At 35.2% G+C, this 21980-nt stretch carries 34 protein-coding genes; 33 read left to right on the top strand and 1 reads right to left on the bottom strand.

The window, feature by feature from the left end:
- The first annotated feature begins 46 nt into the window (after positions 1-46).
- From C7D53_RS12585 to C7D53_RS12440, 30 genes are all read left to right on the top strand, one after another.
- Complete coding sequence (locus C7D53_RS12585) at positions 47-874, top strand: GLPGLI family protein (RefSeq protein ID WP_162926167.1); 828 nt, start codon at positions 47-49, stop codon at positions 872-874.
- Positions 875-1222: 348 nt separating this feature from the next.
- On the top strand, positions 1223-1846 hold the full coding sequence (rplC, locus tag C7D53_RS12580; RefSeq protein WP_076353261.1) for a 50S ribosomal protein L3: 624 nt from the start codon (positions 1223-1225) through the stop codon (positions 1844-1846).
- Positions 1837-2466, top strand: coding sequence for a 50S ribosomal protein L4 (gene rplD / locus C7D53_RS12575; protein WP_045491156.1), 630 nt, complete (start codon positions 1837-1839; stop codon positions 2464-2466). The genes rplC and rplD overlap by 10 nt, the downstream gene beginning before the upstream one ends.
- Before the next feature lie 3 nt (positions 2467-2469).
- Complete coding sequence (gene rplW / locus C7D53_RS12570; RefSeq protein ID WP_103289180.1) at positions 2470-2760, top strand: 50S ribosomal protein L23; 291 nt, start codon at positions 2470-2472, stop codon at positions 2758-2760.
- A 22-nt stretch (positions 2761-2782) separates the two neighbouring features.
- Complete coding sequence (gene rplB / locus C7D53_RS12565) at positions 2783-3604, top strand: 50S ribosomal protein L2 (protein ID WP_076353262.1); 822 nt, start codon at positions 2783-2785, stop codon at positions 3602-3604.
- A gap of 2 nt (positions 3605-3606) precedes the next feature.
- Entirely contained in the window at positions 3607-3885 is a 279-nt protein-coding gene (gene rpsS, locus C7D53_RS12560) for a 30S ribosomal protein S19 (protein WP_034702850.1), read from the top strand.
- Positions 3886-3887: 2 nt separating this feature from the next.
- Complete coding sequence (rplV, locus tag C7D53_RS12555) at positions 3888-4286, top strand: 50S ribosomal protein L22 (RefSeq protein ID WP_034694674.1); 399 nt, start codon at positions 3888-3890, stop codon at positions 4284-4286.
- 7 nt (positions 4287-4293) lie between these two features.
- The gene (gene rpsC / locus C7D53_RS12550) at positions 4294-5043 is read left to right on the top strand and encodes a 30S ribosomal protein S3 (protein WP_076353263.1); all 750 of its coding nucleotides are present in this window, start codon (positions 4294-4296) and stop codon (positions 5041-5043) included.
- Between the two features lie 98 nt (positions 5044-5141).
- Entirely contained in the window at positions 5142-5567 is a 426-nt protein-coding gene (rplP, locus tag C7D53_RS12545; RefSeq protein WP_029297776.1) for a 50S ribosomal protein L16, read from the top strand.
- Positions 5568-5579: 12 nt separating this feature from the next.
- Positions 5580-5765, top strand: coding sequence for a 50S ribosomal protein L29 (gene rpmC, locus C7D53_RS12540; protein WP_027371716.1), 186 nt, complete (start codon positions 5580-5582; stop codon positions 5763-5765).
- A 12-nt stretch (positions 5766-5777) separates the two neighbouring features.
- Positions 5778-6032 (top strand): 30S ribosomal protein S17, encoded by a 255-nt coding sequence (rpsQ, locus tag C7D53_RS12535; RefSeq protein WP_027387210.1) that lies wholly within the window; start codon positions 5778-5780, stop codon positions 6030-6032.
- Between the two features lie 2 nt (positions 6033-6034).
- The gene (gene rplN / locus C7D53_RS12530) at positions 6035-6403 is read left to right on the top strand and encodes a 50S ribosomal protein L14 (protein WP_002983226.1); all 369 of its coding nucleotides are present in this window, start codon (positions 6035-6037) and stop codon (positions 6401-6403) included.
- A gap of 21 nt (positions 6404-6424) precedes the next feature.
- Positions 6425-6751 (top strand): 50S ribosomal protein L24, encoded by a 327-nt coding sequence (gene rplX / locus C7D53_RS12525; RefSeq protein ID WP_106916809.1) that lies wholly within the window; start codon positions 6425-6427, stop codon positions 6749-6751.
- 13 nt (positions 6752-6764) lie between these two features.
- Positions 6765-7316 (top strand): 50S ribosomal protein L5, encoded by a 552-nt coding sequence (gene rplE, locus C7D53_RS12520; protein WP_106916808.1) that lies wholly within the window; start codon positions 6765-6767, stop codon positions 7314-7316.
- Positions 7317-7319: 3 nt separating this feature from the next.
- Entirely contained in the window at positions 7320-7589 is a 270-nt protein-coding gene (rpsN, locus tag C7D53_RS12515) for a 30S ribosomal protein S14 (protein WP_047376574.1), read from the top strand.
- Between the two features lie 148 nt (positions 7590-7737).
- Positions 7738-8136 carry a 30S ribosomal protein S8 gene (rpsH, locus tag C7D53_RS12510; RefSeq protein ID WP_106916807.1) on the top strand — a complete coding sequence of 133 codons (399 nt, stop codon included), beginning with the start codon at positions 7738-7740 and terminating at the stop codon, positions 8134-8136.
- Positions 8137-8153: 17 nt separating this feature from the next.
- Positions 8154-8699: a 50S ribosomal protein L6 gene (rplF, locus tag C7D53_RS12505; RefSeq protein ID WP_106916806.1), complete on the top strand. Its 546-nt coding sequence runs from the start codon at positions 8154-8156 to the stop codon at positions 8697-8699.
- A gap of 15 nt (positions 8700-8714) precedes the next feature.
- The gene (gene rplR, locus C7D53_RS12500) at positions 8715-9068 is read left to right on the top strand and encodes a 50S ribosomal protein L18 (RefSeq protein ID WP_034694689.1); all 354 of its coding nucleotides are present in this window, start codon (positions 8715-8717) and stop codon (positions 9066-9068) included.
- A 19-nt stretch (positions 9069-9087) separates the two neighbouring features.
- Positions 9088-9609: a 30S ribosomal protein S5 gene (gene rpsE, locus C7D53_RS12495; RefSeq protein WP_045491132.1), complete on the top strand. Its 522-nt coding sequence runs from the start codon at positions 9088-9090 to the stop codon at positions 9607-9609.
- Between the two features lie 10 nt (positions 9610-9619).
- On the top strand, positions 9620-9796 hold the full coding sequence (gene rpmD / locus C7D53_RS12490; RefSeq protein ID WP_029297759.1) for a 50S ribosomal protein L30: 177 nt from the start codon (positions 9620-9622) through the stop codon (positions 9794-9796).
- Between the two features lie 21 nt (positions 9797-9817).
- Positions 9818-10267, top strand: coding sequence for a 50S ribosomal protein L15 (gene rplO / locus C7D53_RS12485; RefSeq protein WP_034694692.1), 450 nt, complete (start codon positions 9818-9820; stop codon positions 10265-10267).
- Between the two features lie 9 nt (positions 10268-10276).
- Positions 10277-11656: a preprotein translocase subunit SecY gene (gene secY / locus C7D53_RS12480; RefSeq protein ID WP_103289186.1), complete on the top strand. Its 1380-nt coding sequence runs from the start codon at positions 10277-10279 to the stop codon at positions 11654-11656.
- 3 nt (positions 11657-11659) lie between these two features.
- Positions 11660-11875: a translation initiation factor IF-1 gene (gene infA, locus C7D53_RS12475; RefSeq protein ID WP_034684855.1), complete on the top strand. Its 216-nt coding sequence runs from the start codon at positions 11660-11662 to the stop codon at positions 11873-11875.
- A gap of 62 nt (positions 11876-11937) precedes the next feature.
- The gene (gene rpmJ / locus C7D53_RS12470) at positions 11938-12054 is read left to right on the top strand and encodes a 50S ribosomal protein L36 (RefSeq protein WP_007839480.1); all 117 of its coding nucleotides are present in this window, start codon (positions 11938-11940) and stop codon (positions 12052-12054) included.
- A 9-nt stretch (positions 12055-12063) separates the two neighbouring features.
- A complete protein-coding gene (gene rpsM, locus C7D53_RS12465) occupies positions 12064-12441 on the top strand; it encodes a 30S ribosomal protein S13 (RefSeq protein WP_034738759.1) in 378 nt (125 codons plus the stop codon).
- A 12-nt stretch (positions 12442-12453) separates the two neighbouring features.
- Positions 12454-12843 (top strand): 30S ribosomal protein S11, encoded by a 390-nt coding sequence (gene rpsK, locus C7D53_RS12460; RefSeq protein ID WP_034694697.1) that lies wholly within the window; start codon positions 12454-12456, stop codon positions 12841-12843.
- A 19-nt stretch (positions 12844-12862) separates the two neighbouring features.
- Positions 12863-13471, top strand: a complete 609-nt coding sequence (gene rpsD / locus C7D53_RS12455; protein ID WP_106916805.1) for a 30S ribosomal protein S4 — start codon at positions 12863-12865, stop codon at positions 13469-13471.
- A 33-nt stretch (positions 13472-13504) separates the two neighbouring features.
- On the top strand, positions 13505-14500 hold the full coding sequence (locus tag C7D53_RS12450) for a DNA-directed RNA polymerase subunit alpha (RefSeq protein WP_106916804.1): 996 nt from the start codon (positions 13505-13507) through the stop codon (positions 14498-14500).
- A gap of 6 nt (positions 14501-14506) precedes the next feature.
- Entirely contained in the window at positions 14507-15019 is a 513-nt protein-coding gene (gene rplQ, locus C7D53_RS12445; RefSeq protein WP_106916803.1) for a 50S ribosomal protein L17, read from the top strand.
- Between the two features lie 73 nt (positions 15020-15092).
- On the top strand, positions 15093-17165 hold the full coding sequence (locus tag C7D53_RS12440; RefSeq protein WP_106916802.1) for a T9SS type A sorting domain-containing protein: 2073 nt from the start codon (positions 15093-15095) through the stop codon (positions 17163-17165).
- A gap of 96 nt (positions 17166-17261) precedes the next feature.
- Here the strand turns inward: C7D53_RS12440 and C7D53_RS12435 are convergent, their stop codons facing one another.
- Positions 17262-17696: a hypothetical protein gene (locus C7D53_RS12435; RefSeq protein ID WP_106916801.1), complete on the bottom strand. Its 435-nt coding sequence runs from the start codon at positions 17694-17696 to the stop codon at positions 17262-17264.
- Positions 17697-17976: 280 nt separating this feature from the next.
- On the opposite strand from C7D53_RS12435, the gene eno reads away from it, so the two are divergent.
- The 3 genes from eno (at position 17977) to C7D53_RS12420 (ending at position 21971) form a co-directional block, all read left to right on the top strand.
- The gene (gene eno, locus C7D53_RS12430) at positions 17977-19269 is read left to right on the top strand and encodes a phosphopyruvate hydratase (RefSeq protein WP_106916800.1); all 1293 of its coding nucleotides are present in this window, start codon (positions 17977-17979) and stop codon (positions 19267-19269) included.
- Positions 19270-19353: 84 nt separating this feature from the next.
- Positions 19354-20640: a citrate synthase gene (locus C7D53_RS12425; protein WP_106916799.1), complete on the top strand. Its 1287-nt coding sequence runs from the start codon at positions 19354-19356 to the stop codon at positions 20638-20640.
- Positions 20641-20909: 269 nt separating this feature from the next.
- Positions 20910-21971 (top strand): helix-turn-helix domain-containing protein, encoded by a 1062-nt coding sequence (locus tag C7D53_RS12420; protein WP_106916798.1) that lies wholly within the window; start codon positions 20910-20912, stop codon positions 21969-21971.
- Positions 21972-21980: the final 9 nt, after the last annotated feature.

The raw sequence follows: 21980 nt of genomic DNA, 5'->3' as shown, positions 1-21980 counted from the left end.
AGGGGATGTCATATCCTCTTTTATAGTTTACTGTAGATACTTTTTTATGCAAAAACAATTTATAGCGTCGATGCTGTTCTTCTTTTTATGCACGATGGGGAATGGGCTCTATGGCCAAAAGAATGTGGATATAGATGTAGTAAAATCTCAATATATTTATTTATTGACTAATCAGCGTGACTCCTTGGATGTTGAAAATAAAAGTGAGGAATATTTTATATTACAGAGAGGGAAGGATAAATCGCAATTCATGAGTTTGAACTCTTATAAAAGAGATTCTGTTGCTGCGGGATTGGTTAATACTAGTGTGAGGACGTCAACATTGGATTTAACAAACATTCCAAAAACTAATTTTACATACAGAATTATTAAAGATCCGGCCAAAAGCAAAATTGATTATTATGATAAAATAATCAGAATGGATTTTTCCTATGAAGAAAATCCCGGATTTAACTGGAAGATCACCAGTGAAAAAAAGAATATTGGAAATCTGAAATGCCAGGCTGCTGTTCTTAAGTATGGAGGGCGTAATTATAAAGCTTGGTTTACAAACGATATTCCTGTGTCAGACGGCCCGTATAAGTTTTATGGATTGCCGGGACTCATTGTAGAAATGGAAGATGATAAAAAGCATTATAAATTTGAATTATTAAGTTATAAAAATTTTGCCGATGAAAAGTCTTTGTGGATTTCAGAGAAAAGAATGAACGGAAAAAAGATATCTAAGGCAGATTTTTACAAAGGATTGAAAAATAGCCAGGAGAATCTGGTCCAGGAAATGGCGAAAAGTGGATTTAAGCTGGATGCCGGTGCAGAAAGTTTAGTAAAAGATAAATTGAAAAAAAGAAATAATCCTATAGAATTAATTCCTTAATATATAGGATGTCGAAAATGCAAAGCTTTATGGTTTCATAAGGCTTTTGCTTTTTTTTAATTATAGACGGTAAAGTTTAATGTTGCTGTTGTAAAATATATTTTTTGAGACTTCTGTTCTTTCTCGATAGGTTTGGTTTGTCTTAAAAATAAAAGGTGATTTTTTTAAAAAAGTGTAAATGGTTAAAAATCAAAATATTTTAGTCAAAATATTTGTCAGTAATAAAATTATTCGTAGATTTGCACACTCATTTTAGGAGCGTAGTATGCCTATATCAAAAGTAGAAATTACTTCAGACTTCCAAAAAATGGTGATAAATAAAGGATAAATTTTATTATAATATAAACAATGTCAGGTATTATTGGTAAAAAAATCGGTATGACTTCTTTGTTTAACGAAGACGGGAAAAACATTCCTTGTACAGTTATTCAAGCTGGTCCATGCTCGATTTTACAGGTCAGAACCTTAGAAAAAGACGGTTATACAGCTGTTCAATTAGGTTTCGATGACAAGAGTGAAAAGAACGTTGGTAAAGCGTTAGCTGGCCATTTTAAAAAGGCTGGTTCTGCTCCTAAAGCTAAATTAGTAGAATTCCATGATGGATTCTCTGATGCTAAAGTAGGAGAAGAAGTGAAAGTTGATTTATTCATCGAAGGTGAATATGTTGACGTAACAGGAACTTCAAAAGGTAAAGGCTTCCAGGGTGTTGTTAAAAGACACGGATTTGGAGGTGTAATGCAGGCAACTCATGGTCAGCACAACAGACTTAGAGCTCCAGGTTCTATCGGTGCTGGTTCAGACCCTTCAAGAGTATTCAAAGGGATGAGAATGGCTGGAAGAATGGGAGGTGAGCAGGTAACTGTTCAAAACCTTCAAGTGTTAAAAGTTGATCAAGAACAAAATCTTTTAGTAGTAAAAGGTGCTGTTCCGGGAGCTAAAAATTCTTATGTAATTATCAGAAAATGGAACTAGTAGTATTAAATACATCAGGAAAAGAGACCGGAAGAAAAGTAACTCTAGACGAAACAGTATTCGGAATTGAGCCAAATCAGCACGCGGTTTACTTAGAAGTTAAACAGTACCTTGCTGCACAAAGACAAGGGACTCATAAAGCAAAAGAAAGAAGCGAAATTACTGCTTCTACTAAAAAGCTTAAGAAGCAAAAAGGATCAGGATCTGCTAGATATGGTGATATCAAATCTCCAACTTTCAGAGGTGGAGGTAGAGTATTCGGACCAAAACCAAGAGACTACAGATTCAAATTGAACAAAGCTCTTAAGAGATTAGCTAAAAAATCTGTTTTATCTCAGAAAATGAGAGACAACAGCATTAAAGTTTTAGAAGATTTGAGCTTTGGTGCTCCTAAGACTAAAGATTTCATCAATGTATTAAACGCATTGGAACTTAACGGTAAAAAATCTTTATTCGTTCTTCCTGAAGCTAACAAGAATGTGTATTTATCTTCAAGAAACTTACCTAAAACTAAAGTAATGAACTTCAACGAGATCAGTTCTTACGATCTAGTAAACGCAGGTGAGATTATTTTCTTCGAAGGTGCAGTTGAAAAATTCCAGGAAAATTTAAAGAAATAAGTCATGTCTATTATTATTAAACCAGTTATTTCAGAAAAGGCTAATTACCTTACAGATTTAAGAGGTTCTTATTCTTTCTTAGTTAATCCTAAGGCGAATAAAATCCAGATTAAAAAAGCTGTTGAAGCAGCTTACGGTGTAAAAGTAGCAGACGTTAACACAATGATTTATGCTCCGAAGGTTTCTTCAAAATACACTAAAAAAGGTCTTCAAGTAGGAAAGACAAACAAATTGAAAAAAGCGGTAATCAAACTTGCTGAAGGTGAGGTTATCGATATTTTTGCTGTAAATTAATTATTAATTATAAATAATAGTAATGTCTGTTAGAAAATTAAAACCTATCACCCCGGGACAGAGATTCAGAATTGTAAACAATTTTGAAGAAATTACTACCAACAAACCAGAGAAATCTCTAACAGTTGGTATTAGTAAGTCAGGTGGACGTAACCAAACTGGTAAAATGACCATGCGTTACACCGGAGGTGGACACAAAAAGAAATACAGAATTATTGACTTCAAAAGAAACAAAGCAAACGTTGAAGCAACTGTAAAAACTGTAGAGTATGATCCAAACAGAACTGCATTTATCGCTTTACTAGAGTACGCAGATGGAGAGAAAAGATATATCATCGCTCCAAATGGTATCAAAGTTGATCAGAAAGTAATTTCTGGTGAAAGCGTAGAACCAAATGTAGGGAACGCAATGAAGTTGAAAAACATTCCATTAGGTACTGTTATTTCTTGTGTTGAAATGAAGCCTGGTCAAGGTGCAATTTTAGCAAGAAGTGCTGGTTCTTCAGCTCAATTAACTTCTAGAGATGGAAAATATGCAATCATCAAGTTACCTTCAGGAGAATCAAGAATGATCCTTACTGAATGTTATGCAATGATTGGATCAGTTTCTAACTCAGACCACCAATTAACTGTATCAGGTAAGGCTGGTAGAAGCAGATGGTTAGGTAGAAGACCAAGAACAAGAGCGGTTGTAATGAACCCAGTAGATCACCCAATGGGAGGTGGTGAAGGACGTTCTTCAGGAGGTCACCCAAGATCTAGAAACGGTATGCCTGCTAAAGGTTACAAAACCAGAAAGAAAAATAAAGCGTCTAACCGTCATATCATATCTAAACGTAAATAATTATGGCAAGATCACTTAAAAAAGGACCATTCATTCATCATACTTTAGATAAGAAGGTTCAGACAAATATAGAGTCTGGTAAGAAGACAGTTATCAAAACTTGGTCTAGAGCATCAATGATCTCTCCGGACTTCGTAGGACAAACTATTGCAGTACACAACGGGAAATCTTTTATCCCTGTTTATGTTACAGAAAACATGGTTGGTCACAAGCTAGGCGAATTTTCTCCAACAAGATCTTTCAGAGGTCATGGTGGTAACAAAAACAAAGGAAGCAGATAATCATGGGATCAAGAAAAAGAGAAAGTGCATTAGCACGTAAATTGACAAACCAAGATGTAGTAAAAGCAATTCACAATGATTGCCCATCTTCTCCAAGAAAAATGAGATTAGTAGCTGATATCATTAGAGGTGAGCAAGTGGACAAAGCTTTATACATTCTAAAATATTCTAAAAAAGACGCATCTAACAAGTTAGAAAAAGTATTGCTTTCAGCAATGGCTAACTGGCAAACTAAAAACGAAGGTGCTGATATTGAAGAAGCAAATCTTATCGTTAAAGAAATTTTTGTAGACAGTGCAAGACAATTGAAGAGACTAAGACCAGCTCCACAAGGTAGAGGGTACAGAATCAGAAAAAGATCAAACCACATTACATTAATCTTAGGTAAAAAAGAAAATTAATCAAGGTATGGGACAGAAGACAAATCCAATTGGTAATAGATTAGGTATCATCAGAGGATGGGATTCTAACTGGTTTGGTGGAAACGATTATGGAGACAGAATCGCTGAAGACTACAAAATCAGAAGATACCTTGAGGCTAGATTATCTAAAGGTGGTATTTCAAAAATTTATATTGAAAGAACATTAAAATTAGTAACAGTTACAATCACTACTGCTAGACCGGGACTTATCATCGGTAAAGGAGGTCAGGAAGTTGATAAATTGAAAGAAGAATTGAAGAAACTTACAGGTAAGGATATTCAAATCAATATTTTCGAAATCAAAAGACCTGAATTAGATGCTGTACTAGTTGCTGATAGTATTTCTAAGCAAATTGAAAACAGAATTTCTTACAGAAGAGCTGTTAAAATGGCAATGGCAAGTACTATGAGAATGGGTGCTGAAGGTATCAAAGTTCAAATCTCTGGTAGATTGAACGGAGCTGAAATGGCAAGATCAGAATCTTTCAAAGACGGAAGAATTCCATTGTCTACTTTCAGAGCAGATATCGATTACCACTGGGCAGAAGCTCACACTACTTACGGTAGACTAGGTGTAAAAGTTTGGATCATGAAAGGTGAAGTTTACGGTAAAAGAGAACTTTCTCCACTAGTGGGACAACAGAAAAAAGGAGGTCAGTCAGACAGAGGAAACAGAGGAGGAGACAGAGACAACAGAAGACCTAGAAAAAACAACAACAATAACAATAATAATTAAAATTTTAGATTAGAAATTTTGAATTTTAAATTACCGTTACTTTTTTAAAATTAAAAAAAATCTAAAATCTAAAATCTAAAATCTAAAATTTAGAAATTATGTTACAACCAAAAAGAACCAAATTCCGTAGAGTTCACAAGATGAAGATGAAGGGGAATGCCCAAAGAGGTAGTCAACTTGCTTACGGAACTTTTGGGATCAAAGCTACGGAAGGAGCTTGGATCACTGCAAGACAAATTGAAGCAGCTCGTATTGCTGCTACAAGATATATGAAGAGAGAAGGTCAACTATGGATCAAAATCTTCCCAGATAAGCCAATTACTAAAAAACCAGCGGAAGTACGTATGGGTAAAGGTAAAGGTGCTGTTGAATACTGGGTAGCTGTAGTAAAACCAGGTAAAATTATGTTCGAAATCGGAGGTGTACCTTACGATATCGCTAAGGAAGCTTTAAGACTTGCTGCACAAAAATTACCAGTAGTTACTAAATTCATCGTTGCTAACGATTTTGTTAAACCTCTATAATCTTTGAATACAATGAAAAATGCTGATATTAAAAATTTAAGCGCGGGTGATATTCAAGCTCAATTAACTGAAGCAAAAGCTCAATATTCTAAATTGAAATTGGCTCATGCAATCAGCCCAATTGAAAACCCGATTCAAATCAAAGATTTGAGAAGAACAATCGCAAGACTAAACACTGAGTTAACTAACAAACAATAATTTCATTTTACAATGGATAGAAATTTAAGAAAAGAAAGAATCGGAGTGGTTTCCAGCAATAAAATGGAAAAAACTATTGTTGTTAGTGAAACTACAAGAGTGAAGCACCCGATGTACGGTAAATTCGTTTTGAAAACGAAAAAATATACTGCACACGACGAGAACAACGAATGCACAGAAGGTGATACAGTTCTTATCCAAGAAACTAGACCTATGAGCAAGAGCAAGAGATGGAGATTAGTAAGAATCATTGAAAAAGCTAAGTAATAATGTTACAAACAGAATCAAGATTAAAAGTTGCTGATAACACAGGTGCAAAAGAAGTACTAGTTATCAGAGTTCTGGGAGGAACCAGAAGAAGATATGCTTCAGTTGGTGATAAAATCGTTGTTACTATCAAGGATTCTACACCATCAGGAAACGCTAAAAAAGGTCAGGTATCTAAAGCTGTAGTAGTAAGAACTAAAAAAGCAGTAAGAAGAAAAGATGGTTCATACATCAAATTCGACGACAATGCTTGTGTATTACTAAACGCAGCGGGAGAAATGAGAGGAACTCGTGTTTTCGGACCAGTTGCTCGTGAGTTGAGAGACAAAGAATATATGAAAATCATTTCATTAGCTCCTGAAGTACTTTAATTTTTAAAATTTTTTAAAGAAATGTCAAAGTTAAAAATAAAAAGAGGAGATAACGTAATCATTACTACTGGTAAGAAAGATATCAAAGGTAAAACTGGTGAAGTTATTGAAGTGATCAAGAAAGAAGGTAGAGACCCTAGAGTAATTGTTGCAGGACTTAACATCGTTAAAAAACACGTTAAGCCTTCAGCTTCAAATCCTCAAGGAGGAATTACTGAAAAGGAAGCTTCTATTCATATCTCAAACGTAGCTTTAGTTGATAAAGACGGAAAAGCTATCAAAATCGGTTACAAAATCGAAGGAGATACGAAAGTAAGAATCAACAAAAAAACGGGTGAAACTTTATAATTTAAATTAACACATGGAATTTATAGCAAGACCCAAAAAAATATATAAAGAGCAAATTGTTCCTGCAATGATGGAAGAATTTGGGTACAAGTCAATCATGCAAGTACCTAGATTAGAGAAAATCGTTATTTCGCAAGGTTTAGGAGATGCTACTGCAGATAAGAAAATTATTGATTATGCTGTAGAAGAATTAACAAACATTACAGGTCAGAAAGCAGTAGGTACAATCTCTAAGAAAGATGAAGCTGCATTCAAACTAAGAAAAGGAATGCCTGTAGGAGCAAAAGTAACATTGAGAGCTCACAGAATGTATGAGTTCTTAGACAGACTTACTTCTTCTGCTTTACCACGTATCAGAGATTTCTCTGGTATCAAAGCAGATGGTTTCGATGGTAGAGGTAACTACAACTTAGGTATTACTGAGCAAATTATCTTCCCTGAAATCGTAATTGACAAAGTGAAAAAAATCCAAGGGATGGACATTACTTTCGTTACAACTGCGAAGACAGATAAAGAAGCTAAAGCATTATTAACTCACTTCGGTTTACCATTTAAAAAGAACTAAGAAATGGCTAAAGAATCAATGAAAGCGCGTGAGCGCAAAAGAGAAGCACTTGTTGCTAAATACGCTGACAAAAGAAAAGCTTTAAAAGAAGCAGGTGATTACGAAGGACTTCAAAAATTACCAAAAAATGCTTCTCCTGTAAGATTACACAACAGATGTAAACTAACAGGTAGACCAAGAGGATACATGAGAACGTTTGGTATTTCCAGAGTAACTTTCAGAGAAATGGCAAACAACGGTCTTATCCCAGGTGTAAGAAAAGCTAGTTGGTAATAATTACTAATTGAAAATCGGGACAATTAAGTTGTCAAGATACTAGAGAATAAAAATATCAGACCTAAGAATTTCTGAAGTCTGATATTTTAATCTTCAAGTCTTTTCAAAACTGATTGTTCTTTAACCAATAATTTATAAAAGAAAAATGGTAACAGATCCAATTTCAGATTTCCTAACAAGAGTAAGGAACGCACAAAGCGCAGGCCACAAGGTGGTGGAAATTCCTGCATCGAAAATCAAAAAGGAGATTACTAAGATCTTATTTGATCAAGGGTATATCTTAAACTACAAGTTTGAAGATAGCGCTGTTCAAGGAGTGATCAAAATCGCTTTAAAGTACGATAAGCAAACTAACAAACCTGCTATCAAGTCTATTCAAAGAGCTTCTAGACCAGGTTTGAGACAGTACAAAGGTTCTACTGAACTTCCAAGAGTACTAAACGGTTTGGGTATTTCTATCATCTCTACTTCTAAAGGAGTAATGACTGACAAGAAAGCTAGAGAAGAGAAAGTAGGCGGTGAAGTAATCTGCTATGTTTATTAATTTTTAATCAGAGGAAAATGTCAAGAATTGGTAAAGCAATTATAACAATTCCAGCTGGAGTTACAGTCACTGAAAATAACGGTGTAGTAACAGTAAAAGGAGCTAAAGGAGAACTTTCTCAGGAGCTTACAGCAGGAATTACTTTAGAACAGAAAGATGGTGAACTTAACGTAAACAGACCATCTGATTCTAAACAACACAAAGCGCTTCACGGTTTATACAGAGCGTTGATCGCCAACATGATCGTAGGTGTATCAGAAGGTTTCGAAAAGAAACTAGAACTAGTAGGGGTAGGATATAGAGCTTCTCACACAGGTCAAAAACTTGAGTTAGCTTTAGGATTCTCTCACGGTATCGTATTAGAACTTCCAACTGAAGTGAAAATTGATACATTGACTGAAAAAGGTAAAAACCCAATTATTACTTTAGCGTCTCACGACAAGCAACTTCTAGGAATGGTTACTGCAAAGATCCGTTCTTTCAGAAAGCCTGAGCCATACAAAGGAAAAGGTGTAAGATTCGTAGGAGAAATTGTTAGACGTAAAGCTGGTAAATCTGCTTAATAAATTATAAGTATTATGGCATTAAGTAAATTAGAAAAAAGAATAAGAATCAAAAGAAGAGTAAGAGGGAAAATCTCTGGATCTTCTGAATTGCCAAGATTATCTGTATACAAAAGTAATAAGGAAATTTACGCTCAGTTAATCGATGATAAAAATGGTAAAACTTTAGCATCAGCTTCTTCTAGAGAGAAAGGTGTAGACGCTAAAGGTACTAAGACTGAAGTTTCTGCTGCTGTTGGTAAAGCTATCGCTGCTAAAGCTATCGCTGCAGGAATCGAAAGTATTGTATTTGACAGAAACGGTTTCGTTTACCACGGTAGAGTAAAAGCTCTAGCTGATGGTGCGAGAGAAGGTGGACTTAAATTCTAATCATTAAATTTCGGAAAATATGTTAGGACTAGATAATATAGAAAGAGTAAAACCGGGAGGATTAGAATTAAAAGATCGTCTCGTAGCTGTTAACAGAGTAACAAAAGTAACTAAAGGGGGTAGAGCTTTCGGATTTTCTGCTATTGTTGTAGTAGGTAACGAAGAAGGTATTATCGGTTTTGGTTTAGGAAAATCTAAAGAGGTTGCTTCTGCAATTGCTAAAGCAGTTGAAGACGCTAAGAAAAACCTTGTGAAAGTTCCTGTAATGAACCATACTATTCCTCACCAAACTACTGCTAGATACGGTGGTGCAGATATCTTCTTAAGACCTGCTTCTCACGGTACAGGACTTATCGCAGGTGGTGCGGTAAGAGCGGTATTGGAATCTGCTGGTATTCACGATATCCTTTCAAAATCTAAAGGATCTTCTAACCCTCACAACGTGGTGAAAGCTACTTTCAAAGCGTTATTGGATATCAGAAGACCTGAAGAGATCGCAAGAATGAGAGGAGTTTCTCTAAGTAAAGTGTTTAACGGTTAATAATAAAACAATGGCAACAATTAAAGTAAAGCAAGTAAGAAGCGCTATTGGTAGAACAAAAACCCAAAAGAGAACGCTTGAAGCATTAGGATTAAAAAAACTTCACCAAGTTGTAGAACACGAAGCAACTCCTTCTATCTTAGGAATGATCGCTGCAGTAAGCCACTTACTTGAAGTTCAAAAATAATTTTATAAAAGAGAAATTAAAATGAATTTAAATAACATACAACCTGCTGCAGGATCTACTTTCAACTCAAAGAGAATTGGTAGAGGTCAAGGTAGTGGAAAAGGAGGTACTTCAACAAAAGGTCACAAAGGTCAGAAAGCTAGAGCTGGTTATTCTCAGAAAATCGGTTTCGAAGGTGGACAGATGCCTTTACAAAGAAGATTACCTAAATTCGGATTCAAAAACGTAAACAGAAAAGAGTTTAGAGGAGTTAACCTTGACACTATTCAAACTTTAATCGAGAACAAATCCATCACTGGAGATATCACGAAAGAAGTTTTAGTAGCAAACGGGATAGTTTCTAAAAACGAATTAGTGAAAATTATGGGTAGAGGAGAATTGAAATCTGCGGTTTCAATCTCTGCTGACAAGTTCACTAAATCTGCTGAAGAGCTTATTGCTAAGGCAGGTGGAAAAGCAATTACCTTATAATACTTACTAATGAAAGAATTTATACAAACACTTAAAAATATATGGAGCCTAAAGGAGTTAAGAGATAAAATTCTCTTTACGTTAGGTATTATCCTTGTGTATAGATTCGCATCTTATATCTCACTTCCTGCAATTAACCTTGCAGAGGTGGGAGATCTCTTAGAGCATTATAAAAATCAAGGCGGTAACAAGCAAGGAGCAGGTCTCCTTGGCTTGCTTTCGTCGTTTACGGGGGGAGCTTTCAGCCACGCTTCCGTAATGGCGTTGGGTATCATGCCTTATATTTCTGCTTCTATTATTGTTCAGTTGATGGGAATGGCTATTCCTTATCTTCAGAAGCTTCAGAAAGATGGAGAGTCAGGTAGAAATACATTGAACCAAATTACAAGATGGTTAACGATCGGGGTTTGTCTGGTACAGGCACCTTCTTACTTAACTTCTATTACTCAATTATTCTTACCGTATGCTCAATTCCAATCTGCATATTTTGTAGAGCCAAATTCTATCATGTTCTGGTTGCCAAGTATTGTAATCTTGGTAGGTGGTTCAGTATTCGCAATGTGGTTAGGTGAAAAAATCACCGACAAAGGTATCGGAAATGGTATCTCTATCCTTATTATGGTGGGGATCCTTTCAAGATTACCAGAAGCATTCGTTCAGGAAATGGCCGTGCAGAACGGAAAAGGAGGAATGGGATCTATCATGATCCTTATTGAAGTATTATTCTGGATGGTAGTTGTTCTTCTGGCCGTGATTTTATCAGTGGCTGTTAGAAAAATTCCTATTCAGTATGTAAGCAGAGCTCAAGCAAGAGGAGGTGTAAACAAAAATCTTATGCAGGGAGCAAGACAATGGATTCCTTTGAAAGTAAATGCTGCTGGTGTAATGCCGATTATCTTTGCTCAGGCATTGATGTTCGTACCAGGATTATTAACAAAATTCGATGAATCTAATACCTTTCTTGCAGGTTTCAAAAATGTTTTTAGCTGGCAATACAACGTATTGTTTGCGCTATTAATTATTATCTTCTCATTTTTCTATACTGCAATTACAATTCCGGTAAACCAAATGGCTGATGACTTGAAGAGAAATGGAGGTTTAGTACCAAAAGTAAGACCCGGAAAAGAGACCGCTGATTATTTAGATGATATTTTATCAAAAATTACCTTGCCAGGTGCAATTTTTTTATCTATCTTTGCAGTCCTTCCTGCAATTGTGCATGGAAGCTTTGTTCAGACAGATGCGTTTGCCCTGTTTTTCGGGGGAACGTCGCTATTAATCATGGTGGGTGTAATTTTAGATACAGTTCAACAGATTAATACATATCTGCTGAACCATCATTATGATGGCTTAATGCAGTCTAAATTATCAAGAACGACTGGATATTAATTTATGGCGAAACAAAAACATATTGAACAAGACGGCGTTATCACGGAAGCACTTTCGAACGCCCAGTTCCGTGTAGAGCTGGAGAATGGGCATATACTTATCGCTCATATTTCCGGTAAAATGAGAATGCATTATATTAAACTTTTACCTGGTGATAAGGTAAAACTAGAAATGTCTCCCTATGATTTAACAAAAGGGAGAATCACATTTAGATACTAAACAATTAGCCAAATGGAACATGCATTCCATTTGGCATTTGTTAAAAAATAAATACTATCAAAATGAAAGTAAGAGCATCAATTAAAAAAAGAAGCGCTGATTGCAAAATTGTACGCAGAAAAGGTGTACTGTTCGTAATCAACAAGAAGAACCCAAAATTTAAACAAAGACAAGGTTAACATTAAATTATGGCGAGAATTGCAGGTATTGATTTACCAAAAAACAAAAGAGGTGTTATCGGTTTAACTTACATCTATGGAGTAGGAAGAAATACTTCTTCTGAAATCCTTAAAGCTGCCGGTATCAGCGAAGACAAGAAAGTCAACGAATGGAATGACGATGAATTGGCTGCAATCAGAACATATATCTCTGAAAACGTAAAAGTAGAAGGAGAATTAAGATCTGAAGTGCAATTGAACATCAAGAGATTGATGGACATAGGATGCCAACGAGGAATACGTCACAGACTAGGATTACCTTTAAGAGGCCAGAGAACGAAAAACAACTCTAGAACCCGAAAAGGAAAGAGAAAAACTGTTGCTAACAAGAAAAAAGCTAGTAAATAATCGTTAGGAATTATGGCAAAACAAACTAAAGTAGTTAAAAAAAGAAAAGTAAAAGTTGAAGCTATTGGTGAAGCACATATTCAAGCTTCTTTCAATAACATCATCATTTCTTTAACAAATAAAAACGGAGAGGTTATCTCTTGGGCTTCTGCCGGTAAAATGGGTTTCAGAGGTTCTAAAAAGAATACTCCATTTGCTGCTCAAATGGCAGCTGAAAATTGCTCTGCTGTAGCTCACGAAGCTGGTTTAAGAAGAGTAAAGGTGTTTGTAAAAGGTCCAGGTGCAGGTAGAGAATCTGCTATCAGATCTATTCACAATTCAGGTATTGAAGTAAGTGAAATCGTTGATGTGACTCCTATGCCGCACAATGGATGTAGACCACCAAAAAGAAGAAGAGTTTAATTTTTAGAATTTACCCATTATGGCAAGATATATTGGACCTAAAACTAAGATTGCTAGAAAGTTTGGTGCTGCAATCTACGGAGATGATAAAAACTTCGAAAAGAGAAAAAACCAACCGCCAGGACAACACGGTCCTAACAAGAGAAGAGGTGCTAAAAAATCAGAATATGCAGTTCAGTTAGCTGAAAAACAAAAAGCTAAATATACTTACGGTATTTTAGAAAGACAGTTTGCTAACTTATTTGAAAAAGCACACAGAAGTAAAGGTGTAACAGGGGAAGTTCTATTACAACTTTGTGAATCAAGATTGGATAACGTTGTATACAGATTAGGTTTTGCTAAAACTAGATCTGGTGCAAGACAATTGGTTTCTCACAGACACATCACTGTGAACGGAGAAATCCTTAACATCCCTTCTTATTTGGTAAAAGCTGGTGATATTATCACTGTAAGAGAAAAGTCTAAGTCTCTTGAGGTTGTTACCAATGCATTGGCTTCTAAGTCAAACTATGAGTGGTTACAATTCAACGATGAGAAGAAAGAAGGTACTTTCATTTCTGCTCCTGAAAGAATCCAAATTCCGGAGGACATTAAGGAGAACCTTATCGTCGAACTTTACTCTAAATAATTTTTTAATCAAATTTTTGCTCAACCCAATAATATGGCAATTTTACAATTCATAAAACCCGATAAAGTAATTTTACTTAACTCTGATGAATTTAAAGGTCAATTCGAATTCAGACCTTTAGAACCAGGTTTCGGGCTTACAATCGGTAATGCTTTGAGAAGAGTGTTGCTTTCTTCTCTGGAAGGATACGCTATTTCATCTATCAAAATAGAAGGTGTAGAGCACGAATTTTCAACTATTCCAGGAGTAATCGAAGACGTTACCGAAATTATTCTTAACCTTAAGCAGGTTAGATTAAAAGCTTCAGCAGAAGGCCAGGCTAACGAGCAGGTTGTTGCTAAAGTTTCAGGTCAAACGATTATTACTGCTGGTGATTTAGGAAAATCGATCAACGGATTTGAGGTCTTAAACCCGGATTTAGTGATTTGTAACCTAAATAATGATGTAACTTTCGAAATTACTTTCAATATTGAAAAAGGTAGAGGGTATGTTCCTTCGGAACAAAATAAGTCAAACAATGCACCTGTAGGTACTATTGCTATTGACTCTATTTTTACGCCGATCAAGAAAGTACAATACAGCATTGAAAATTATCGTGTAGAGCAAAAAACAGACTACGAAAAACTTGTATTAGATATAGAAACTGATGGGTCTATTAGCCCTCAGAATGCTTTAACAGAAGCTTCTAAGATATTAATTTATCACTTCATGTTATTCTCTGATGAGAGAATCACGCTTGAAACTGAAGCTGTAAAAGCATCTATCCAATACGATGAAGAGACACTTCACACAAGACAACTACTTAAGTCTAAATTAGCAGATATGGATCTTTCTGTAAGAGCCCTTAACTGTCTAAAAGCTGCTGAAGTAGAAACTCTTGGAGAACTTGTTTCTTACAGTAAGTCTGATTTGATGAAATTCAGAAATTTTGGTAAAAAATCTTTGACAGAACTAGAAGAATTAGTGCATTCAAAAGGTCTTAACTTCGGTTTCGACGTTGCAAAATATAAGTTAGACGCTGATAAATAATTAATAATGAGACACGGTAAAAAATTCAATCACTTAGGAAGAACAGCTTCTCACAGAAGTGCTTTACTTTCTAATATGGCTTGTTCTCTAATTGAGCATAAAAGAATCAACACTACTGTAGCTAAAGCTAAAGCTTTAAGAGTATATGTTGAGCCTCTATTAACAAAAGCAAAAGAAGATACTACACATAACAGAAGAGTAGTATTCTCTTACCTTCAAAATAAATTTGCGGTTGCTGAATTATTCAGAACTGTAGCTCCAAAAATCGCTGAAAGAAACGGTGGTTATACAAGAATCATTAAGACAGGTTTCAGACCAGGTGATGCTGCTGATACTGCTCTTATCGAATTAGTAGATTTCAACGAGCTTTACAACCCTAATGCTGAAGAGAAAAAAGCTACAAGAAGAAGCAGAAGATCTACGCCAGCTAAAGCAACAGTTGTTGCTGATGCTCCAGCAGTAGAAGAAAAAGTAGAAGAAGCTAAAGCTGACACTACTGAAGAAAAAACTGAAGAATAATTAGTTTACACTTCAAAATATTTTAAAGGAGCTTGTGGTTTACCATAAGCTCCTTTTATTTAAAACTAAAACCATGAAAAAAATAATATTTGCAACAGCAATCCTATGCTGTACTCTATTTTTCAGTCAATCATTGAATACTGACTGGATGCTCACTACCCCATTTTTAAAAGGGGAGAGCGTGATGAAGATGGAAATTTTACCAGATGGAAGTTACTTGGTACAAAAACGTAATGAAGATGATGATTTATTGATAACTGAGAATGAAGGTAATACTTGGAGGAAAATTAATGACTATAGTAACGTAAGCGATTTTACAATTCATAATAATAAAGGTTATGCTGTAATAGGATATAACTTGATCATCTCTGATCCTAAGTTTTCAACACCGGGTGTTTCTTATCCATTACCTGGGTCGCTTTTTCCCGAGGCATTGTTTGTTTTGAATGATAGCACTATATTTATAAGTACTACAAATAGCCGGATAATGAAATCTACTGATGGTGGGGTTACATGGAATGTATATATGGTACCTACTGGTGATTATGCTGCAAAAATTACAAGTCTGTTCTTTACAGATGCAAATACAGGATACTGTGTAACTGAGGCGGCAGCAGGTAATAGCTTTATTTTAAAATCAACGGATGGAGGTCAAACTTGGATTAAGGTAAGTGAAAGCCCTGGTAGGTTTTGGAAAGTTATTTTTAAAAATGCACTAAACGGTATTGCATCTCTTGATAATGGAACTACCAAATATACATTGGATGGTGGAAATACTTGGCTGGACACAAATATTCCCCTTCTAAAGGATATTAAGGTTTATAATAATGAATTCATTGCCGTTGGAACTCCAAACAAATTGTACAGAACAGCAACAGGGGAATTATGGAATTCAAGTGTTATATATCCTACTTCATTCCATGTCTTTACTGCTCTTGCAATAAGCGGAGGAAAATTTCTAGTAGGTGGAGATAATGAAACAGGCAACGAGCTACATCATTCAATTTTTAAGAGTACAGATCTTGTGAACTGGATTCCTGAAAAAATAAATTGGATTTATAGAGGAGGCTTAAAATATGATTATTCTTATGCAAGTAAAAATCTTGCAACAGCAGGGGGAGAATACGCATCAACAGATAAGGGAAAGACTTGGAAGTATATGCCTCCTAGTATACCCACTGGAGCTATTAGTATACTTCCTAATGGTAAAGGAATCGGACTACGTAAATATGCCTATGAATTTTGGAAAACACAAGATAACGGTTTAACTTGGACTATCCAGAGTATTTCCCGTGGTTTGACAGGGGCACTAGCAATGAAGCCTAATGGTGACTTTGCAATGGCAACGAGAGGAGATAATGCAGATCAATATAAAGGTTACGTTACTATTTACAACGAAACGACAGGATGGTCAACTCCTTTTGAGGTGGGACGATATGTGCAAGTCATGAAATTTGTGGATAATAATGTAGGGTTTCTTCTTACTAGTGAAAAAATGATGAAGACAATTGATGGTGGTCTAACCTGGAGCACCATTAGTATTCCCGGAGGAGTCTCTAATGTTAGAGATATTATTTTCGGAAATTCTTCAAGAATATATGTAGGAAGTTATTGTTCTGTAGATTTGGGAAACACATGGTTTGTTAATAATAACTGGACAGGATCTTTTAAAGATTTTGAAATCTTCGATGATGGTACGGGCTATGGAGTACATGATGGAGATATTTTTAAAACAACAGATTATGGAGTATCCTGGCAAAAAATACGGGAGACAAAATTATATTATTCAACTGCAGCGAATATGGGTAAGTACGCCATTTATAGAGACTATATAATTGGAACTGGAACGTTTGGATTCTATAGATTGGATTTGGTGAATAATGGTACTTTAACAATTAATGAGGAAAGTATTAAAACCAATAATGAAATGAGGATCTATCCAAATCCCACTTCTTCAGTTCTGTTTTTTGATACTAAAGAACAAATCAAGAATATTGTTGTTGTAGATATGATAGGTAGGGTCTTCAAAAATATGGATAATATTAAAGGAAACTCCATAGATATTTCTAACCTCGAAAAAGGGAATTATCTTGTAAAAATTACCACCAATAATAAAACATACTTTGAAAAAGTAATCAAAAAATAAAATAAAAACCGTTCAGCATGCTGAACGGTTTTTATTTGTTTGTATATCGATGGAAATTGATATCGTCATCGTTTCATTTCCCGACTTGAAATCAATCTAGATCTTAGTTCTTTTCAATTCTATGATATTATTTCCCTGCTCCAGGTGTAAGCTGTCTCCTTTTACCCTTGCCGTCATATCATCTTTCTTATAGATGGTTTCCTCCCCTTTAGTTTCAGTTTTAGGAAGAGTAAATGTTTTTTTGTTGCTGGTAATAGCTACTGTACTTTCCTTTGGGTCATTCTTAAATATAACCTTTACCAAGGTTCCGTCCGTAGCTTTATAAACAAAATCTGTTTTTTCAATTTTCTTTCCGTTTACATCTATTGTTGATGAGCTTTGTGTTACAGAATCAATTTTTCCATTGTTATCAGTAACCAATGTTTCCGAGCTATCTGTTTTAATTACACTTTTGTTTCCGCTTTCACTTTTTTTGCAGCTTGTAAGTAGTAGGGCAGAAGCTGAAACTGCTATTAAAAGTCCTTTTTTCATAATGGTTATTTTTTATGTATCGAATATAGGTTTTTATTCCTATAATGAAGAATTTAATTATTTTAATGAAATCAAAAAGTAAACCAACAACGTTAATTTTACATTTAAAAATTACATGAAAACGAAAGGATACCTGTAATTTTTTTTATTGAATCTTTATACAATTAGAATGTTCAAAATTAACGAAAATTTAACTCTGAATTTGTACCAAAAGATCCATGAAAAATGCCCCTTTAAAGTTTATTTTTGATTAAATTTGTGTAAACTAAAAAAATAAAAAATGAGTGCAATTTCTTACATAGAAGCAAGACAAATTTTAGATTCCAGAGGTAATCCAACCATTGAAGTAGATGTATTTACAGAAAGTGGAGCAATGGGGCGTGCAGCTGTACCTTCAGGAGCATCTACCGGAGAACACGAAGCTGTGGAACTACGTGACGGTGGTTCAGAATACCAAGGAAAAGGAGTTCTGAAAGCTGTTGAAAATGTAAAAGAAGTAATTGCTGAAAATTTAGTTGGACAGCCGGTTTTTGAACAAAACTATATCGATCAGATTATGATTGATCTTGACGGAACGGCTAACAAAGGAAATCTTGGTGCTAATGCAATTCTTGGTGTTTCTTTAGCAGTAGCAAAAGCTGCAGCTGCAGAATTAGGAATGCCTCTATATAAATATGTAGGTGGTGTAAATGCAAATACACTTCCTGTTCCTATGATGAATGTAATTAATGGTGGTTCTCACTCTGATGCCCCTATTGCATTCCAGGAATTTATGATTATGCCGGTAAAGGCAGATTCTTTCTCTCACGCTTTGAGAAAGGGTACTGAAATTTTCCACAACCTAAAATCAATCCTTAAAGGAAGAGGTCTTTCTACAGCAGTAGGGGACGAGGGAGGTTTTGCTCCTACATTCAACGGGACTGAAGATGCTTTGGATACTTTACTTCAGGCTATTGAAAAGGCAGGTTATAAGCCTGGTGATGATATCATGTTGGCGTTAGACTGTGCTGCTTCAGAATTCTATAAAGATGGAACTTACGATTACAGAAAATTTGAAGGAGATAAAGGAGCTCACAGATCAAGAGAAGAGCAGGTTTCTTACCTTGCAGAATTAGCAGCTAAATATCCTATCATCTCTATTGAAGATGGTATGCAGGAAGATGACTGGGAAGGGTGGAAAATGTTAACTGATAAAATCGGTGACAGAGTACAGTTGGTAGGTGACGATTTATTCGTGACTAATGTGGATAGATTATCAAGAGGTGTAAAAGAAGGTATTGCTAATTCAATCCTTGTAAAAGTAAACCAAATTGGTTCTCTTTCTGAAACAATGGCTGCTGTACAAATGGCTCAGAACAACAAGTTCACTTCAGTAATGTCTCACAGATCAGGAGAAACTGAAGATGCTACAATTGCTGACTTGGCAGTAGCAATGAACTGTGGACAAATCAAAACAGGTTCAGCTTCAAGATCAGACAGAATGGCGAAATATAACCAATTGTTGAGAATTGAAGAAGCACTAGGTGAAACTGCAATTTTCCCAGGTTTAGAAGCATTTAAAATTAAAAGATAATTGAATTTATAAATAACGGCAAGCGATAATTTTTGTTTGCCGTATTTTATGGAAAGTGGTATATTTAAAAAAAATAAATAAATAATGTCAGACAACAAAGTAATATTGAATTACGACGGTAATTCATATGAATATCCTATCGTGGATAGTACTATCGGAGACAGAGGGATTGATATTTCAAAATTAAGAGACCAGACAGGTTTAATCACTCTGGATTTAGGTTACAAAAATACTGGAGCTACTATTAGCGACATCACTTACTTAGACGGAGATAAAGGAGAATTATTCTACAGAGGTTATCCAATTGAACAAATTGCTGAAAAATCTAACTTCACAGAAGTAATGTATCTTTTATTACATGGAGAATTACCTACTCAGGATCAATTTACTTCTTTCGACAACAACATTAAAAAATATAACTTCATCGCAGATGAAATGAAAAAGATCATTGATGTTTTTCCTCGTTCTGCTCACCCTATGGGAGTTTTATCTTCTATGACTTCTGCTTTAACAGCTTTCAACCCGAAAGCAGTTAACGTAAACTCTAAAGAAGAAATGGATCATGCTGCTGAGCTAATGATCGCGAAGTTCTCTCACCTTTGTGCTTGGACTTACAGAAAAACTCAAGGTTTACCATTAAACCACGGAGACAACAACCTAAACTACGTAGAAAACTTCTACAAAATGGCATTCAGATTACCAAACGCTGATTTCGAAATCGATCCGGTAGTAGTAGGTGCTTTAGATAAATTATTAATTCTTCACGCTGACCACGAGCAAAACTGTTCTACTTCTACAGTAAGAATGGTAGGGTCTGCTCACACAGGTCTTTTCGCTTCTATCTCTGCTGGGGTATCTGCACTTTGGGGACCACTTCACGGTGGAGCTAACCAGGCTGTAATCGAAATGCTTGAGCTTATTGAAAAAGATGGAGGTGACGTATCTAAATATGTTGCTAAAGCTAAAGATAAAAACGATAGCTTCCGTCTAATGGGATTCGGACACAGAGTTTACAAAAACTTCGACCCAAGAGCAAAAATCATCAAAAAAGCTGCTGACGATATCCTTACTGCACTAGGTATCCAGGATAAAGCCCTTGATATTGCAATGCAGTTAGAAAGAGTAGCCCTTGAGGATGAGTACTTCATTGAAAGAAAACTATATCCAAACGTAGACTTCTACTCAGGTATCATCTACAGAGCATTAGGAATTCCTACAGAAATGTTTACTGTAATGTTTGCATTAGGAAGACTTCCAGGATGGATTTCTCAGTGGAAAGAAATGAGATTAAAAGGAGATCCAATCGGAAGACCAAGACAGGTTTACCAAGGTGCTCAAGAAAGAAACTATATCGATATTACAAACAGATAATTTCGGTTTCTATAATAAAAAAATCCCAAAGCTTGCTTTGGGATTTTTTATTTAGGTTGATAGCAAAATTTTATTTTGATGAAATGTATATAGGTCTGATATTAAATAAATTATTAAATTTACTCTTGCAGAATAAAAGGTTCAGATAAAGTCAGATGATGGATGTTTATTGATGAAGTGACATAAAGATTATGGCTATTGATCAGGCTGTAACATAATTTTTGAAATCATTTGTACAGCTTTTTGTTTAAAATAAAAAATAACAGACCATGACTTTCGGGCAACAGATGCTATTTTTCTTCAGCGCAGTGGGAGCTTTTAATGGGCTTCTGCTTGGGATTTATCTGTTGTTTATCAAGAAACTGAAAAACCTTCCAGATTTTTTTCTGGGAATTCTTCTCCTAATGCTAAGTTTGCGAGTAGGGATTTCCGTGTGTATTTATTTTTATCCGGATTTACCAAGGGTTATTCAGCATTTGGGGATGCCCGCATTATTTTTTACAGGACCCGCACTTTATTACTATGTAAAATCTTCCTTTCAGAATGATCATTTTGATTTTAAGAACTGTAGGAAGGTATTCGGAATACTGACTCTTATTTTGGGAGCTGTCGGGTTACTGTATTTATTTTTTCCTGTTACATGGGATCATTATTTTGGAACTTTTATTTACACCGTTTGGTCGATATTTATGTTTCTTGCGGTTTATCAATATTATATCTTAGTAAAACAAGGCCAGAAAAGCTTCAATAAGTTTCTTCTTCCTGTTTTGATTAGTAATGTGATTATCTTTTTAACCTACCAATTAATTTCTACGGGCTGGGTACAAATCTATTGTGCAGGTGGAAGTCTGGTATTTTCGTTCGTACTCTATGCAAATTTTTTGACTTTATTCAATAAAAAGTATCAAGCGGCAGAAGTAAAAGAAGCTCACAAATATTCAAATAGAAAAATCTCCGGAGAGCAGGCCAATAGTTTTGTAACTAAGCTGGAGAAGTTAATGGATTCTGAAGATTTGTATAGGAATCCAAATTTGAAGCTTAGTGACCTTGCTTTTAAAATGAATATGTCTTCGCATCAGCTTTCTCAATTGTTGAATGATAATCTGGGGAAAAGCTTTTCCACCTACATTAATGAATATAGAATCCATGAAGCATGTGAAAAAATAGATAATGGTTCTTATTTAAAGATCGAGGAGATCGGTTACGAAGTAGGCTTTAATTCTAAATCTACATTTTTCTCAACATTCAAAAAAATTAAAAACACCACTCCGCTTTTATATAGGCAATCCCAAATGCCGTCTGAGCATAGTTTTCAGGGTTCTAATTTATAATTTCGTACT

It is taken from the genome of Chryseobacterium aurantiacum (genome assembly GCF_003020585.1).
In the GTDB taxonomy this organism is placed as follows: domain Bacteria; phylum Bacteroidota; class Bacteroidia; order Flavobacteriales; family Weeksellaceae; genus Chryseobacterium; species Chryseobacterium aurantiacum.
Note: the sequence above shows the minus strand (reverse complement) of the source record. Positions and strands in the feature narration are given on the sequence as shown.